15 protein-coding genes are annotated in these 16,592 nt (G+C 34.7%); 6 read left to right on the top strand and 9 right to left on the bottom strand.

Annotated elements, in window-relative coordinates; translation table 11 throughout:
* Positions 1-3 precede the first annotated feature (3 nt).
* The 3 genes from nhaD (at position 4) to ACSSV5_RS01765 (ending at position 3,024) form a co-directional block, all read left to right on the top strand.
* Positions 4-1,389, top strand: coding sequence for a sodium:proton antiporter NhaD (gene nhaD / locus ACSSV5_RS01775; protein ID WP_454244522.1), 1,386 nt, complete (start codon positions 4-6; stop codon positions 1,387-1,389).
* A 153-nt stretch (positions 1,390-1,542) separates the two neighbouring features.
* Positions 1,543-2,328: a DUF547 domain-containing protein gene (locus ACSSV5_RS01770; RefSeq protein WP_454244521.1), complete on the top strand. Its 786-nt coding sequence runs from the start codon at positions 1,543-1,545 to the stop codon at positions 2,326-2,328.
* A gap of 3 nt (positions 2,329-2,331) precedes the next feature.
* Positions 2,332-3,024 (top strand): TIGR04283 family arsenosugar biosynthesis glycosyltransferase, encoded by a 693-nt coding sequence (locus ACSSV5_RS01765; protein WP_211065520.1) that lies wholly within the window; start codon positions 2,332-2,334, stop codon positions 3,022-3,024.
* Between the two features lie 93 nt (positions 3,025-3,117).
* Here the strand turns inward: ACSSV5_RS01765 and ACSSV5_RS01760 are convergent, their stop codons facing one another.
* Genes ACSSV5_RS01760 through ACSSV5_RS01750 form a run of 3 tightly spaced genes read right to left on the bottom strand, consistent with a single transcriptional unit; the run spans position 3,118 to position 5,737 of the window.
* Complete coding sequence (locus ACSSV5_RS01760) at positions 3,118-3,318, bottom strand: hypothetical protein (protein ID WP_211065519.1); 201 nt, start codon at positions 3,316-3,318, stop codon at positions 3,118-3,120.
* A gap of 10 nt (positions 3,319-3,328) precedes the next feature.
* Positions 3,329-5,251, bottom strand: a complete 1,923-nt coding sequence (locus ACSSV5_RS01755) for a T9SS type A sorting domain-containing protein (RefSeq protein WP_454244520.1) — start codon at positions 5,249-5,251, stop codon at positions 3,329-3,331.
* 39 nt (positions 5,252-5,290) lie between these two features.
* The gene (locus tag ACSSV5_RS01750; RefSeq protein WP_454244519.1) at positions 5,291-5,737 is read right to left on the bottom strand and encodes a hypothetical protein; all 447 of its coding nucleotides are present in this window, start codon (positions 5,735-5,737) and stop codon (positions 5,291-5,293) included.
* Positions 5,738-5,954: 217 nt separating this feature from the next.
* Here ACSSV5_RS01750 and dusB point away from each other — a divergent pair, with 217 nt between their 5' ends.
* On the top strand, positions 5,955-6,950 hold the full coding sequence (gene dusB / locus ACSSV5_RS01745) for a tRNA dihydrouridine synthase DusB (protein WP_211066936.1): 996 nt from the start codon (positions 5,955-5,957) through the stop codon (positions 6,948-6,950).
* Here the strand turns inward: dusB and ACSSV5_RS01740 are convergent.
* The 4 genes from ACSSV5_RS01740 to ACSSV5_RS01725 all read right to left on the bottom strand — a co-directional run bounded on the left by ACSSV5_RS01740 (position 6,947) and on the right by ACSSV5_RS01725 (position 12,181).
* The gene (locus ACSSV5_RS01740) at positions 6,947-7,375 is read right to left on the bottom strand and encodes a lipocalin family protein (RefSeq protein ID WP_454244518.1); all 429 of its coding nucleotides are present in this window, start codon (positions 7,373-7,375) and stop codon (positions 6,947-6,949) included. The genes dusB and ACSSV5_RS01740 overlap by 4 nt on opposite strands.
* Positions 7,376-7,439: 64 nt before the next feature.
* Positions 7,440-8,780 (bottom strand): MATE family efflux transporter, encoded by a 1,341-nt coding sequence (locus ACSSV5_RS01735; RefSeq protein WP_454244517.1) that lies wholly within the window; start codon positions 8,778-8,780, stop codon positions 7,440-7,442.
* Entirely contained in the window at positions 8,777-9,817 is a 1,041-nt protein-coding gene (hemH, locus tag ACSSV5_RS01730) for a ferrochelatase (RefSeq protein WP_211065516.1), read from the bottom strand. The genes ACSSV5_RS01735 and hemH overlap by 4 nt, the downstream gene beginning before the upstream one ends.
* A 399-nt stretch (positions 9,818-10,216) precedes the next feature.
* Complete coding sequence (locus tag ACSSV5_RS01725) at positions 10,217-12,181, bottom strand: putative porin (RefSeq protein ID WP_454244516.1); 1,965 nt, start codon at positions 12,179-12,181, stop codon at positions 10,217-10,219.
* Between the two features lie 90 nt (positions 12,182-12,271).
* Between ACSSV5_RS01725 and ACSSV5_RS01720 the strand changes: the two genes are divergently transcribed.
* Positions 12,272-13,624 (top strand): short-chain fatty acid transporter, encoded by a 1,353-nt coding sequence (locus tag ACSSV5_RS01720; RefSeq protein WP_454244515.1) that lies wholly within the window; start codon positions 12,272-12,274, stop codon positions 13,622-13,624.
* A 4-nt stretch (positions 13,625-13,628) separates the two neighbouring features.
* Positions 13,629-14,273: a leucyl/phenylalanyl-tRNA--protein transferase gene (gene aat, locus ACSSV5_RS01715; RefSeq protein WP_211065514.1), complete on the top strand. Its 645-nt coding sequence runs from the start codon at positions 13,629-13,631 to the stop codon at positions 14,271-14,273.
* Positions 14,274-14,559: 286 nt separating this feature from the next.
* Here aat and ACSSV5_RS01710 read toward each other — a convergent pair whose 3' ends face one another.
* Both ACSSV5_RS01710 and ACSSV5_RS01705 read right to left on the bottom strand, forming a co-directional pair.
* The gene (locus ACSSV5_RS01710; RefSeq protein ID WP_454244514.1) at positions 14,560-15,510 is read right to left on the bottom strand and encodes a calcium/sodium antiporter; all 951 of its coding nucleotides are present in this window, start codon (positions 15,508-15,510) and stop codon (positions 14,560-14,562) included.
* A gap of 64 nt (positions 15,511-15,574) precedes the next feature.
* Entirely contained in the window at positions 15,575-16,549 is a 975-nt protein-coding gene (locus tag ACSSV5_RS01705) for a c-type heme family protein (RefSeq protein ID WP_211065512.1), read from the bottom strand.
* Between the last annotated feature and the right edge of the window lie 43 nt (positions 16,550-16,592).

Here is a 16,592-nt window from a genome sequence, read left to right as displayed (position 1 = left end):
CTAATGATAACACTCCTGATTGTTCTTTTTATTATAGGTTATATTTCTATAACTTTAGAGCACAGCATACATTTAGACAAAGCTGTGCCAGCTTTACTTATGGCCACGCTGATGTGGGCAGTTTTGGCTTTTGGTTTTAATCAAGGTTGGCTTTCGGTAATTAATCATCACGGTGATGTTTTTAATGTTCTAAAATCAACATCAGAGATTTCAAGAGAACAAGAAGGATTTAAAAATATTTTAATACACCATTTCAGCAACACAGGTGAAATCTTGTTTTTCTTAATTGGTGCTATGACCATTGTTGAAATTATCGATTTACATCGTGGGTTTGGTATCATCAAAAAATTTATAAAAGCTAAAAACAAAAAACATTTATTATGGACATTGGGCTCGTTGGCTTTTATACTTTCAGTGGTAATTGATAACCTTACCACAATCATTATTTTGATAGCTTTATTGCGTAAAATTTTAGTCCGCAGAAAATATCGCATTTGGTATGCCAGTATGATGGTTATTGCTGCCAATGCAGGTGGTGCTTGGTCACCTATTGGCGATGTTACAACCACTATGTTGTGGATTGGCGACAAAGTTACCTCTCTTGGGTTGACCGAATATGTTGTTATACCTTCAATAGTTTGCTTTGTAGTGCCGTTTTTTATCGCTACTAAACTCAAGCCCTTTAGAGGTTATGCTATGCGAAAAGAGATGATAATTGACAAAGATGCTGAACGTCTTTTAAGCAGTAAAACTATGCTTATTGTTGGCCTATCAAGCATTGCTTTTGTACCAATTTTCAAAGCTATCACTGGACTACCTCCTTATCTCGGTATGATGTTTAGTTTGGCTATAGTATGGCTGGTTTCAGAATATGTTAAACCAGAAAAAAATATCAGCCAAAAAGATAAATTCAGATATTCTACACACAAAGCCTTGTCTAAAATTGAGTTTTCGAGTATCCTTTTTTTCTTAGGAATTTTACTCGCTGTTGGGGCTTTAGAAACTGTGGTTTTTGGAGAAATTGATGGAAATCTTGTAGGAACTTTAAGATATGCAGCCGAATCATTATCTAATGCCATTCCTTCGATGAATATTGTCATAATACTTTTAGGGTTAATGTCTTCTATTATTGATAATGTTCCACTCGTTGCAGCATCAATGGGTATGTATAATTTTCCTATTGACAACCCGATTTGGCACTTTATAGCCTATTCTGCTGGTAATGGTGGTAGCATACTGATTATTGGATCTGCTGCAGGTGTTGCTGCAATGGGTATGGAGAAAATTGATTTTATTTGGTATTTCAAAAAAGTATCTTGGCTTGCTTTTCTCGGATTTATAGCTGGATGTGGCGTTTTTATTTTTATTGAAACTTTCTTTTATAGTTAGAAAAGTTGCTGTCTTAAACTCCTTTCAAAAATTTTATCAGCTATATAAATTTTGTTAAGTCTTTATAAACTTTGTAAGGCTTTTGTATCTTAATTGACTTAGTTGGTGAATTTAAATATTCATTTAATTTTGTTATTTAAGAAATCGTATTATATGAAACTATCGCTTTATACTTTTAGCTCTATTTTTTGTATTGGTTTAATATGCAATGTCATCGCACAAAATGACTATCAGAATTTTTCTTTTAAAAACGCTGTCACTACTAAACCCTATCAAGTTGATTACTCAACTTGGGATGATCTTTTGCATAAACATGTTAGTGATGAAGGCTTTGTAGATTACAAAGGTTTTAAAGAAGATAAGCAAAAACTTTTAGAATTCACAAAGTATTTGGAAGAAAACACACCTCAAAAAAACTGGACAAAAAATCAAAAAAAAGCATATCTAATCAATGCATATAATGCTTTCACAATTCAATTGGTGGTAGAACATTATCCAATAGAAAGTATAAAAGACATCGGTGGTTTTTTTGATAATGTGTTTAAAAAAGATTTTATTAATTTCAATGGAGAAATGATTTCTTTAGATGATATTGAAAAAGGCATGCTTCTTCCAATGGGTGACCCTCGTGTGCATTTTGCTGTCAACTGTGCTTCTTATTCGTGTCCTAAATTAGATAACAAAGCATACCAACCAAAAAACATCGACCAACATCTCGACCAAGTTGCAAAATCATTTATCAATTCACATCGCAACGCTCTATCTCCTGATAAAATAAAACTCTCTAAAATATTTAAATGGTATGAAAACGATTTTGAAAAAGAGAACCAAACTGTGATTGATTTTATCAACAAATATTCTAACATTACTATCAAAAGTAGTGCTGATATCGAATATCTATATTATAATTGGAAACTCAACTCACAAGATAAGGCTTAACAATTGAAAATAAGCATCATCATACCTACTTATAATGAAGCTCAAGAAATACATAGAACACTTTGTGAATTAAAGAATAGACAAAGTAAACATTCATTTATCGATGAAATTATAGTTGTAGATGGGCAAAGTCTTGATGAAACCCAAAACATAGTTTCGCAGTTTGAAAATGTAACTTGTATTATATCTGAAAAAAGTCGTCCTCAGCAAATGAATAAAGGTGCTAAACATGCAAATGGTGAGGTGTTATATTTTTTGCACGCCGATTGTTTACCTCCAAAAAACTATGATTACCATATTGTTAAAGCAATTCGTAAAGGGTATTTAGCTGGATGTTTCAGGATGAATTTTGACCATAAACACCCTTGGATAAAATTTATCAGTTGGCTAACAAAATTCAAGTATAGAGCTTGCCGCGGAGGCGACCAAAGTTTGTTTATAAAAACGTCTTTATTTTCTGAAATTAAAGGATTTGATGAGCGTTACCAAATATTTGAAGACCACGATATTTTAGCTAAAATCTATCGCAAAACAAAGTTTTATGTCATCCAAAAGCCTTTGATTTCTTCTGCTAGAAGATTTAGAGATAAAGGAATTTTGAAACTTCAACTTTTATTTTGGACAATATATTTTAAAAAATGGTTAGGAGCAACGCCAGAAAACTTATTTAGCTTTTATAAAAAGCATATCAATTGAAAGTATAATATCGCTGATAAAAAGATGAAAGTATAATACCAATAATATTTTAAGGAGTGCTAGTGCAATATTTAAAATATACGTCGGTATTATTTACTTTTTAAGTTTTCTAATACCAATTGTTGCACCTGCAATCACACCCAAAGCGACCAATCCAGATATAGGAGCTGGAGCTGTTGTATCATCTACATTAGTGTCGCCAAATCCTGGTGGCAGTTGTGCATACAATGCTGAACTTGAAATCAATATTACCACTAAAACTAAACTTGTTTTTAATACTAAATTTTTCATCATCTTGTCTTATTTATTGAATGATTATTTTGCTTTTAAAACTTTGGTTTGCTTGTATCAACTCAACCAAATATACACCTGTTGATAAGATACTCGCATTTATATTAACTTCACCGTTGGGCTGTGTTTTAAACCCTTGATTTAATACTTCTTGACCTGATAAGTTATAAACTTTAACCTGAACATTATCAGAATTTAAGCCTTGAGTTTTGATACTAAACATACCGTCTTTTGATGGGTTAGGATATAGGCTAAATCCTTCAGCAAAAGTGTTATCATTAACACTTAAAGTAGTATTGTCAAACTTCAAGCTAAAACGGTCTGAAGCTACACTTTCAGGAATACTACTATCCACGCTAAAGCTATAAGCTTGATTAGCATCAATAAGAGTTTCTGTATCAAGATAGCTATCGACTATGTACACATCAATATTATCATCCCAATTTGAAAGACTCAATCTCAATTCATATTGTGTAAATTGGTATTGATTTACGAATAATGGTATAATTTCATTGTCTTGTGGAATGTCACGGCGCTCAATACCTAAAATTGTATTAGAATTTTCTGAGGCTAAATTTTCAGTTGGGTTGCTCAATTTTCCACCGTCAAAATCATCAATTCCATTGTTGGCTCCCGATTCAAATCTGAACTTCAGCACATCTAATTTGATATTATTAGAGTTGAAAAGTTCTAAATCTGCTATTGCAATTTGGCTGTTGTCAAAAACATTAGTAACCATACCTGAAGGGTTTTTAGCCACTTCGGTATATACAATTCCAGGTGCTGTTGTCACCATAGCTGAATTTTGCACAAAGAAACTTTGACCAGGCTGAATCATTTGTTGTGCAGGCACGGTATTGTCTATAATTTCATAAGCACCTTCAGTTGAAGCATTTGGATTCCAAATGTAAAGATTATTGGTGTTAATATCACCAGTAAACGTTATAGCGTTAAAATCTACAATAGCTTGATATGGATTTCCTAGTAAACTCCACTCACTATCACCAGGAGCTAAATCTGCAGACAAATCTACATTTCCTATAACTAAACTACCCGTTGCTCTTAAAGTGGTGTTAGTCGGTGTTTGTGATGCACTGGTCAAATCTACACTTCTATCACCTCGCACAAATAAATTATACCCATTTCCGACTTGAAGAGAGTTAACATCTGTATTATCAATCGAACTCCAAGTTTGAGTCGCATTATCAAAAACTAACAAAGATGGATTACCAGATATGGTACCATCAAATCCATTTTGCCCATCAACAGTTGAACCTGTGATATGAGTCCCAAATCCTGGGTCAGGATTATCAGTATTACTTAAAGCCCCTTCTTGCCAATTCATTCTAATAGAATTTGCTGTGTTTACAGGTGAAGCAAGAAATCTAAAAACTCTTCGATTGTTATTGCCAGCTGGGATAAAACGCTCTGTAGTATAGTTTCCAGAACCTGACATCGTGCCGTTAAATTGACCAAGCTGGGCACTACCTGAAGCATCACTTTTAAAAATAAAGCGTCCATCGTTTACAATGTTGCCAGACAAATTTAAAACAGCAGATGAACCAATATTTAATTCAGCTCCTGTTTCAATAGTAAAATCTCTAAGAGATGTATTATTAGACAAGGTTGCATTACCTGATTCTACAGACGCATCTCTTGCAGTTTGAGTAACTCCATCAGGATTTGACGGTGTCCAGCTTGTACCGTTATAAACATAATAATTGGGGTAATTTCTAAAACTTGTAAATGTAACGTTTGCAGATCCTGGATTACCTGTTGGCAAACCGTCACCATAACCTTCATCAGACAAAAATCCATTGCCAGAATTTAAGTAAGTGATGACAAATTCAAATTTGTCACTTCCAGTTAAACCAATATCACTCCAATCAAAACTAAATGTAAAACTTGCAGCAGTGGTATTTGCGGGATTACCCACAGTTTTTATATAAACTAAACCGTTATCACCAACACTACCTTATGAAGGTATAGACCATAAACCGCCAAATGTGACATCAATAGCTATGGCGTGTGTGGCTTGAAAACCAGGAGGAAATGTTATGTCCGAAGCATCAGTTCCAGCAGATGAAATTGCTCTTCTCAAATTATCGCCTTGATCGTTTACAGTGCCATCTATAACAGAACGACCAGCGGCACCAGTAGAAATATAAACTACCATAGCATCATTAAAATCACCTGAACCCTTGGTAAATACTCCAGTTATAGTTGTACCATCATCACTAAATTCTAAGGTGCTACTCCCAACAACATCACCAAAACCAGAATTCCCATTTCCATTATAGGTTGTTTGGGCTAAAACAGTATTGGTATAAAATACTGTAACAAACATTAAACATAAAAAAACTTTCATATGCAACAAAATCGTTTTCAGATAAACACCAAAACCTTGTAATTTTATTTTCATAATAAATTAATTTAGAGTTAAAAATAAAAGTAAACAAATAACTATATATAGACAGCACATTCTAAGTTAAATATTTTACTAAAACGTTTTCGTATTGATAACTTTCTCACAATCAGAATCATTTATGCTGGATAAAGCTTAATTATTGTAGGCTAATCTACGGTAAGATTTGTTTAAGTCGATAAATTAAAAGACTTTTGCAATGAATTGTATAAATATGGTAAAAATCGGCAACATAGAATTAGAGGATTTTCCTTTGCTTCTCGCTCCTATGGAAGACGTGAGTGATCCACCATTTCGAGCCTTGTGCAAAGAAAATGGGGCTGATGTGGTTTATACAGAGTTTATTTCTTCTGAAGGTTTAATCAGAGATGCCACCAAAAGTGTTATAAAACTTGATATTTACGAAAAAGAGAGACCAGTTGGTATTCAAATATTTGGAGCAAATTTAGAGGCTATGCTCAAATCGGTTGAAATCGTTGAGAAAACACAACCTGATATTATTGACATCAATTTTGGTTGTCCAGTAAAAAAAGTCGTCTCCAAAGGTGCTGGTGCTGGCATTCTCAAAGATATAGACTTGATGGTTTCGCTCACCAAAGCCATGGTCATGCATACCAAAATCCCCATAACTGTTAAAACACGCTTGGGCTGGGATCACGATTCTATCAAAATAGTTGAAGTTGCCGAACGATTGCAAGATGTAGGTTGCCAAGCCATATCTATTCACGGCAGAACTCGAGCTCAAATGTATAAAGGCAATGCCGATTGGCGTCCCATTGCAGAAGTCAAAAACAATCCAAGGATGCATATTCCAGTTTTTGGCAACGGTGATGTTAATACACCTGAACGTGCTGTAGAGATGCGAGATAAATTTGGCTTAGACGGTGCTATGATTGGTCGAGCAAGTATTGGTTATCCTTGGTTTTTTAATGAAGTAAAACATTACTTTAAAACGGGAGAACACCTACCATCGCCTACAATTGCTGAGCGTGTTGATGTCGCCAAAAGACACTTACAAATGTCTGTTGACTGGAAAGGCGAAAAATTAGGAATTCTTGAAACAAGACGACATTACACCAATTATTTTAGAGGTATTCCAAATTTTAAGCCTTATCGCAAAACACTTGTAACCTCTGAAAGCCTCAATCAAATTTATGAAACTTTAGATGAAGTAAAACAGGTTTTTAAAGAAACTGAATTTTTGGTTTAATTCTTATCGTAAACTTCTAAGAGCGTTGCAGAACGTTCAATTTCAAGTTGATTGTTATTGTTTATCAATCTTAAATTTAGAACTTCCTGCTCAAAGCTTTGTGAAGATGGCGTCAACTCAATGACATTGTCTTCAATGGCTTCCCAGTTGCCATTAAAACTTACAGAAATTTCACAGTTTTCACCATTGTTAGAATCCGTAAAAAGGGTTTTAGAATAAGTTCCATTGCTATTAAAGGTGTATTCAATATCTAAATCACAAGGTACCTCAGTGACTAAATTCCCATCCTCTTGAAAAAAACTCATATTCCAAGTAGCATAAACCGCACTTGGAACTATTGGACCACTTGGTGCATCATCATCGCTTGAACATGATGTAAAAGATATGAAAATGATAACTAAAGTGCTTAAAAGAAAGGTTTTCATAAAAAAATTGTTTATTACGAATTTAATTAAAATTTATCAAAATTGAATATTGTTATCTTTTATTTTAAAATAAAGTCCGCCTTACTTCACGATGTAAAAAATATCCCGTGACTATAGTCGATAATACATCCGCAAGTGCAAACGAAATCCACACCCCAAATTCATTGTAAAGTGATGGCAGAATGAGTATGAGCGGAATAAAGAAAAAGCCCTGTCGTGTCAGGGTTAATAAAAATGCTGGTCTTGCTTTTCCTATAGCTTGAAAATATGCCGACCCAATGAGCTGGACAGACACAATAGGAATAGCCGCAAACACCCAACGCATTGCCGATGGTGCTTGAGCTATAATTTCAGCATCGCCTGTAAAGGCTTTAACGATGGGTTCGGCAAAAATCATAATACTGACAAATACCAACAAGCCAAGCCCTGTAGCATAAAGAATGGCTTTGTTGATGCTTTCTCGTACACGTGACTTGAGTTCAGCACCGTAATTGTATCCTGCAATTGGCAGAAAACCTTGTGTAATACCCAAAATCGGGAATAAAGCAAACATCAACATTCGGGCGATAATGGCATAAGTTGTCACTCCAGCCTCACCACCGAGTTTAAATAAAATATTATTCAATAATAAATATGTGATGCTGACCACAGCCTGTCTTGCTAAAGTTACAACCCCTAATTCACTGATTTCTCTTAAAATGTCTGCTTTAACCCCAAAATGCGAAAAGCTGATTTTTAGCTCTGAATGCTTTGACAAGAAAAACCAAATGATAAAACCTAAACACAATACATAAGAAATAGTGCTTGCCCATGCCGCACCATACATACCCATATCAAAACCTTTGATTAAAATAAAATCTAATACTATATTGCCTACCGAAGGAATAATCATAGCTATCATTGAAAACTTAGGTTTACCTTCTGCACGCATGACCGTATTTCCTAACATACAAAAAGCCAACAACGGCATTCCGTAAAGCAGAATTTTATAGTAAATTTTGGCCGGAGCAAAGATATCTCCTTTACCGCCAAAAGCTGGAATCAATTCATCAGCAAAAGTTAAACCAACAACAACCATTGCTACCGTTAAAATAAAAGTAACCGTAATTTGATTGCCAAAAGTGACTAAAGCTTTGTTTTTGTTATCTGCACCAAAAGCCCTTGAGATGATAGAAGATCCGCCAACCCCAATTGCCGTTCCAAGTGCTGCAATAAAAAAAGAAATCGGTAAAACAACATTGATAGCTGCTATGGCAACCGAGCCTATCCAATTTCCAACCAAAATGGTATCGACTAAAATATTGATAGACATCACCAAAACACCAATAGAAGCTGGCACGGATTGTTTTATCAATAGTTTACTGATGGGTTTCTCGCCTAATTCTTTAGAGTTTAGGCTCTTCATACTGTTTTTGGGTTTGGTTGTTTTTGTGTGGCCCATTCGTCAATCCAACGGCTTAGGGTTTTAACCCAATCTTGTCTGTCGTTTAAACACGGTATAAATGTAAAGTTTTTACCTCCATTTTCATAAAATAGTTCTTTGCCTTGCATGGCAATTTCTTCTAAGGTTTCTAAGCAATCAGAAACAAACGCTGGCGTAACAATTGCTATGTTTTCAGAGCCTTCAAGAGCTAATCTCTCAATAGTTCTATCCGTATATGGTTTTAGCCAAGGATCAAAGCCTAATCGAGATTGAAACGACGTGCTATAAGTATTTTCTTTTAGTTTTAAAGTTTGAGCTACAAGTCGTGTGGTTTCATAACATTGATGACGATAGCAAAACTGATGTGCTTTTGATGGTGTTTGGCAACAGCTATCATCGATTTTGCAATGCGACTTGGTGATATCGCTTTTTCTGATATGTCGCTCTGGCACGCCGTGATAACTGAATAATAAATGATGATAGTCCAAATCTTTAATTTTCTGATATATGCTTGCTGACAAGACATTGATGTAATCTGGATGATTGTAAAATGGTGGAATCGTAGTCAAGTTCATCTCTGAAAAATACTCGTCTCTCAGTTTTTCGGCTAAAACCAAAATGGTTTCAGTCGTTGCCATTGCAAATTGCGGATAAAGTGGCAAAAGCAAAACTTCATCTACGCCTTTATCATGCAATTCTTGAAACCCTTGATGAATGGATGGTTCGCCATAGCGCATTGCCAGAGCTATAGGAACTTGTGTGAAAGCATCAATTTTTTCTTGAAGTCTTTCAGAAAGCACAATCAACGGTGAACCTTCGTCCCACCATATTTTTTCATAGGATTTGGCCGATTGCTTTGGCCGTGTATTGAGAATAATGCCATTGACTAAAATTGCCCTTAAAACGTAAGGCAAATCTATCACGCGTTCGTCCATTAAAAATTCACCCAAATATCGTTTTACATCTTTAGGATCTGTTGATTTTGGCGAGCCTAGATTTACCATCAAAACACCTTTCATATATTCAAATTTTGTTTAGTGAAAATGAAACTTCTAAAATTATATCTCTTTAAATTTAACTGCTCTAAAAAATCATTATTTCGATAACCTGCAAGTTTGATAAGCCATTTTTTTAAAACTTTTTAAAATATCCTTTGTTTTAAGTTCGAGAGAAATCGAGAACGACTCACATCTCGCCTCCGCTCGATGTTTAAACAATTGCTCGGATTCGCACTATATTCAAACAATTGTAATGATATAATGTATCAAATCAAACTTCATCATTTCAAGGATTCGCAAATATCTTTCTTCAAATTAATAAATGATTTTAAATAAAATTGATTTAATTTCATTTCACATTATAATTTTATTCAAAGTTAAAACAAGACGGGTGAACAATCATTAAATAAAAATGAATGTTTACAAAAAGAAATTCCAAACCAATCCAAAGCGAATAACAGCATCGCGATACGGATAATAAGGTGCAGAAAAACTAGTGTTGGTTTCAAAAAGAGTTGTTAAATTTTCATATTTCAAATAAATTCGTGCTTGTCTGACTTTCATATTAAAGAAAAAATCGACGGTAAAAAAATCATCTAATTCTTCAAAGTTTTGTACTACAAATTCAGATAGAACTGGATCGTAAGCATTGGCGTTGTATCCTGTGAAGTATTTAAAATTGAATCCCGTTTGCAAAAACAAAGCTTTTTTAAACCAACGATCGGTGTAAAATAAAGACTGGCGCGTTACAAAATCAGGTACTCTAAAGACATCTTCTCCATCCAAAACATTTTGATACATTATAGTATTTGCCAAAGAAAACTTGCCATATCTCAAGGTTTTTTCGAATTTTAATTTCAAATATCTCACATCGGTATCAGACTGAAATGGTCTGACCAAAGAATCGGCGACGGCATTTGTATCGGGATTATCTATAAAACCAAAATAAGCATAATCTTGAATTTGTGTGATAGACGCATCGAGTTTACCAAATTTTTCTGAATTTATTTCCGCCTGTAAATATTGGGTTTTGACATTGTCAAAATCATTAAACCAATTGTAATTTTTATAATCGCTTTGATGCAAAAGTTTATTGTAGTTTGGTGCATGTGAGTTGATATGCAAACGTGCTGTGGCTTTCAAATCTTTTGAAAATTGATAATCAGCTTGGGTTTTGATATAGTTACCGTCAAAATCGCCAGAGAAATTATATTGGACATCGCCTTGAAGTTTAAATGCTCCTATTTCACCAGAATAAGATCCGCCAGCAGCTAAAATATCACCTTTTAGACGGTTTGGAACAACGCCTTGATCGCCTACAAACACAGATTGATAGCCATAATTGTAATTGCTGTGCGAAACATTAAACCCAAAAACACCTAATGGATTAATTTGATAACTCAAGCCTAAAGTATTAGTAACATCTTGAAACTGTACTTCTGTATTTAAGTTTTGAGTTTCTAAAGCTGATCCAAATAAATCTGAAGCTTGGGTTTGGGTATATCTAAAGGTTTTATCCTTAAAAAAAAGCTGATGTTTCAATTTGATTTGACCATTTTGTGTTGAATCATTCCCTTTTCTGAGTTTATAAAAGTGATCGACGTAAAACCGTCGGCCAACAAACTTGTTTTCAGCATCTTGAAATTGCACGTCTAAAGATGGTCGATTATCAAATTCAGAATCACCATTAACAAATTGCTGTCTTGCTGTAGATGTGAGACCACCGTTTTCTTCAACGGTAAAATCTTGAGATGTAAAATGGGTTTTTAAATAATAACGGTCGTTTTTTGTGCTATAAGCCACACCAATTCTGAAATGCCCATTGGAAGTTGCTGAATGTCGATATTTTCCTAAAGACCTTAAACCTTTATAGGCGATATAAAAGTTAAATCGCTTGGTAAAATTACTGGTAAAAGACGCGTCCAAATTTTGACCTTGTTCAAAAGTAGTTTTAAAATACAAATCGGTATAAGGTGTTGGCACATAAAAATAGTTGATGTCTTCGGCTTCAATATAATAAAATCGTCGGGCTTGAGCACCAAATTGCGGTCTGAGATGAACTTTATCAAACGAATAGCCTAAGCTATTGTAGGTTTGTCCAATGTTGTGAAACGGCAAAAGTTCAAAATCATCTTTGCGTAAATAATTGTATTTGTAGGCCTTTTGAATAGTTAAACTCGTATCCGCTATAATGGTATCATTTTTTGAAGTGATAATTTTGTATTGATCTATTGGCGGACGCTCTTTGGTTTCTTTGACAGATTGAGCATCTTCAACATTTCTGTTCATATTACGATTTCCTGAATCGGCTCGTCTCAGCTCTCTGACTTGAGCCATTGTGCTTGTAATACATATAAAACCAATAAAAAAGAAAAGATATTTCATCAAAACCCACTAATTCTGTGCAAAAGTATCATTTTTTCGATGAACTTTTTTACTTTTAGGTTTTTGTATAACGCAAAAAGTTTTGCCTTATTGAAAAACTCAAAAACGATAGAAGATTATTTTAAACGCTTTTTCCCATCGCCGTTTAGTATTGCAGTGATATTGACCTTTGTGGTCATGGTGTGGGCAAGTTTGAGTATGACTTCGGGTAGCGCTTCTCAAAATTTTATACAAGTATTGAGTTATTGGGAAAACGGCATTTGGAACCAAAGTCTGTTGGTGTTTGCCTATCAAATGATGTTGATTTTGGTTTTGGGACATATTTTAGTGCTTAGTCAACCTATGCAAAAGTTACTCGATGTCCTTACCGCACCAATAAATTCAACGGCCAAAGCTTTAGTTGTTGTTACGGTTTCTACCATGTTTATGGCGTTTTTAAATTGGGGTTTAGGCTTGATTTTTGGAGCGATTTTGGTTCGTAAAATCGGTGAATCTTCTGCAAAAAAAGGCTTTAAACTCAATTATCCTTTACTCGGTGCTGCGGGCTATATCGGTCTTATGGTTTGGCACGGTGGTTTAAGCGGTTCAGCACCTTTAAAAGTTGCAGAAAGCGGACATTTGGCGAGTTTAAGTCAATTGGTAGTGCCTAACTTTATAGCCACCAGCGATACCATTTTAAGTTTTGAAAATCTTCTGATTTTTGGACTATTACTTGTGCTTATGCCAATGCTGTTTTTGATTTTAAACAAAAAGTCTAAATCCATTTTAAACTTTAATTATTCTTCATCTAAAACTAAATCAAAACCCGATCAAGACGATATCATCAAGTTTGAAAAAAGCCGTTGGCCAGCCATAGTTTTTGGAATTCTGATGCTTTTAGCTTTTGTGGTTCAGTATAAAGATATGCTTTTAAACTTGAGGCTGACACCAAATATGCTTAATTTTTTGATGTTGGGTTTGGCGTTTATCTTACACGGTAATTTTCATCAGTTTTTAAAAGCGCTTAAAATTTCAATAGGCGATGTGAGTGGCATTTTAATTCAATTTCCTTTGTATTTTGGTATTATGGGCATGATGAAAGACAGCGGTTTGGCGATTAATATTGCCGAATTTTTTGTGAGTATTTCATCAACAGAAACTTTGCCTGTTTTTACATTTATGAGTGCAGGATTACTCAACATTTTTGTGCCAAGTGGTGGCGGTCAGTGGGCGATTCAAGGACCGATTATTATAGAATCATCTAGTCAACTCAATGTACCTTTGCCTAAAATGATTATGGCAATGGCTTACGGCGATCAAATCACCAATATGCTACAACCTTTTTGGGCTTTGCCTTTGTTGGCTATTACTAAACTAAAAGCCTATCAAATTTTGCCTTTTACCTTGTGGATGTTTTTAATTGGCAGCTTGATTTTTATCTTTGGTTTAGTATTTATCTATTAGATTTATGGTATTTCTCACTTCAGAATTGTGGTTTCCACATCCTCAAAACGCTGACGAATCTGGCGTTTTGGCTGTTGGCGGCGACTTGTCTGCCGAGCGGTTGATGTTGGCTTATCGCAATGGGATATTTCCTTGGTATAATGAAAATGAACCCATTTTATGGTGGTCGCCTGACCAACGCATGGTGTTGTTTCCTGAAAAACTTCACATCTCAAAATCTATGCGACCGCTTTTAAATCAAAATAAGTTTAAAGTAACTTTTAATCAAGCTTTTGAGAAAGTAATTGCCGCTTGTGCAACAACGCCCCGCGAAGGTCAAGACGGCACGTGGCTCAGTGATGAAATGATTAAGGCTTATACCAACTTACACAAAAAAGGCTTTGCCCATTCTGTTGAAACTTGGCAAGACGATGAATTGGTTGGTGGTTTATACGGCGTTTATTTAAAATCTTGTGGTGTGTTTTGTGGCGAAAGTATGTTTGCTCATCAAAGCAATGCTTCAAAATTTGCTTTTATAAAAATGGTGGAACATTACAAAACTTTAGGGCTAAAACTCGTGGATTGTCAAATATACACGCCACATTTAGAGCGACTTGGTGCAGAGTTGATAGATCGAGATGAGTTTTTAAAGGTTTTACGCAAGAACTAATTCCTTTACAATTTTTTTTTTTTAGTGGTAGAGAAATCACTCACTTACATTTTTTGAAACCTCCAGAGATTTCTTACCGCAAGGTTCGCTAAAGACAAAATAGATTTTTACTTTACCAAGTTTTTAAAAGTACCTTAGCGAAACCACTTGTGTATTTTGAGGTCTTCCTCGGCTTAGGGATTGAGGCATTGTTGGAGCTCTTGCCACGCCAAAAAGCGTGGCAAAGCGACTGCCGAAAGCCCGACCACGCTGCAAGCGTGGGAAGCCCCAAAACAGAGATTTGATATTATCTAAAAAACGTCATAAAAATAAATACCATATAGCCAATTAGAAGGATAATCCCTTTAAGACGGTTGATGTAAAAGCGCTGAGGAATGAGCAAGGCTAAAGGCATTAAAACAAAGGCGAAAGCTATCATCCAAATCAGGTCTGAGTTTAGCATTTCCGTGGATTCGAGTTGTAATGGATGAATGAGTGCCGTGATGCCTAAAACACTGCCAATATTAAAAATATTTGACCCGATGAGATTGCCGAGTGACAAATCTTTTTCTTTTTTGATAGCTGCCATGATAGATGCGGCCAATTCTGGAACACTAGTGCCGAAAGCTACCATAGTTATGGATATGACGCGGTCACTAACACCAAGGTCTAAGGCAATACCTGTTGCACCGCTCACAAGCCATTCTGAACCGTAGTATAAACCTATAATACCTAACAACAACCAAATAATAACCTTAAAATAACTAACTAATTTAAGTTTTTCGTCAACATCTTCTATTACAATGTTTTTTTTGGTGCGTGTCCTGATGATTAGAAACAATAAATAAATGACGATACCGATCAGTAATATCAAACCTTCGAAAGCACTTAAAATTTGTTCTGTAGATAGAAAGTAGTATAAAAAAATGGAAAACAACATCATAATTGGCCAGTAAAACCGATTAAAATCTTTGTCCGTTGAAAGTTTATGAATGATTGCTGTAACGCCAAGAACTAAGCCAATATTGGCAATATTTGAACCCACCACATTGCCTAAGGCAAAATCTGGTTTGCCTTCTAAAGCTGCAAACACACTTACAAATAATTCTGGCACTGAAGTAGCAAAAGATACCACGGTTAAGCCGACAATCATTTTTGAAATGTTGAGTTTTAAGGAAATAGAAACCGCAGATCTAACGAGAAATTCACCACCTATGACCAATAAACTTACGCCTAAAAACAGCAGTAGATAATCCATGAACGCTTAAAATTTTTGCAAATATAAAATTAAAAGCGTCAACCCGAGTTTATGAATTATCTTTTTAAAACTCAATATGCCAAATCCCTCTAACTTGGTTAACATCATAACCAATCGCTTTATCTTCTGGATATTTAAGTTTAATGGTTTTGTAGGTTTCAGATTTTATGGTTTTACCAACCTCTCCGTGACATTTTAGGCACATACTGTTGGTAACAATAGGATAATAAAAATCAAATTTGCCATTGTTTTTTTCTATGATAGGTTCAGGGCTTTCACCTTTAGCTATCATTTCTTTAAAAGTGTTTATATAGATTTCTTCTCTTGTTGTAGCCAAGTTATTAGGATTCCGAGGTCGGTCAGAGGCACGTTTAATTTTAGCATTAAATTGTTCTTCTTTTTCTGAGGTGATAGGTATGGCTTTTAAATTGCAAAATTCTACAGCATTGGTTGCTCCTTTTTCATTTAGGGCTTTCATTAAGTTTTTGCCCAATTCTTTTTTTGTAGCCATTGCTATATTCATGCCTTTTTGTTTTGGTCCTTTTCTTTTTTGCATTTGAAGTTGTTTCCCTTTTTGCTTAAAAGGCGACATTCTTCCTTCTTTAAGATGCTCATCAAACCATTCGGGTTTATCGAGCTTATAATTAAACATATAGGAAGCAATAGCCTTAATATCAGCTTCATTAAATTTTTGATAAGGCATTACACCAAAACGTTTAACTGCACCTTTCATTTTTGATTTTTCTTTAGTTGGCTTATTCACAAAATTCAAAATTGATTGCGTAAATTCATCCTCAGTTGTATCATCACGCAGATAATGCATTTTAACAGCTATCATAGGTGGTGCTATAAGGTTATCTTGCTCTGTTTCAGGATTATGACAGGTATAGCATTGTGTTTTCATCAGTTCATAAGCTTTAGAAGCTTGACTTTCACTCATTGTACTTTTTGAATTTAAGGCTTTGTAGTCTGTTTTTGGTTGTTTATCAGACTTGCAGGATAAGATTGATACGACTAATAAAAGAATGAGATATTTCATCGGCACTAAATTTTTATAAAAGTAAGGAATCAATAAGTTATTT

The organism is Psychroflexus sp. MBR-150 (genome assembly GCF_053628795.1).
Note: the sequence above shows the minus strand (reverse complement) of the source record. Positions and strands in the feature narration are given on the sequence as shown.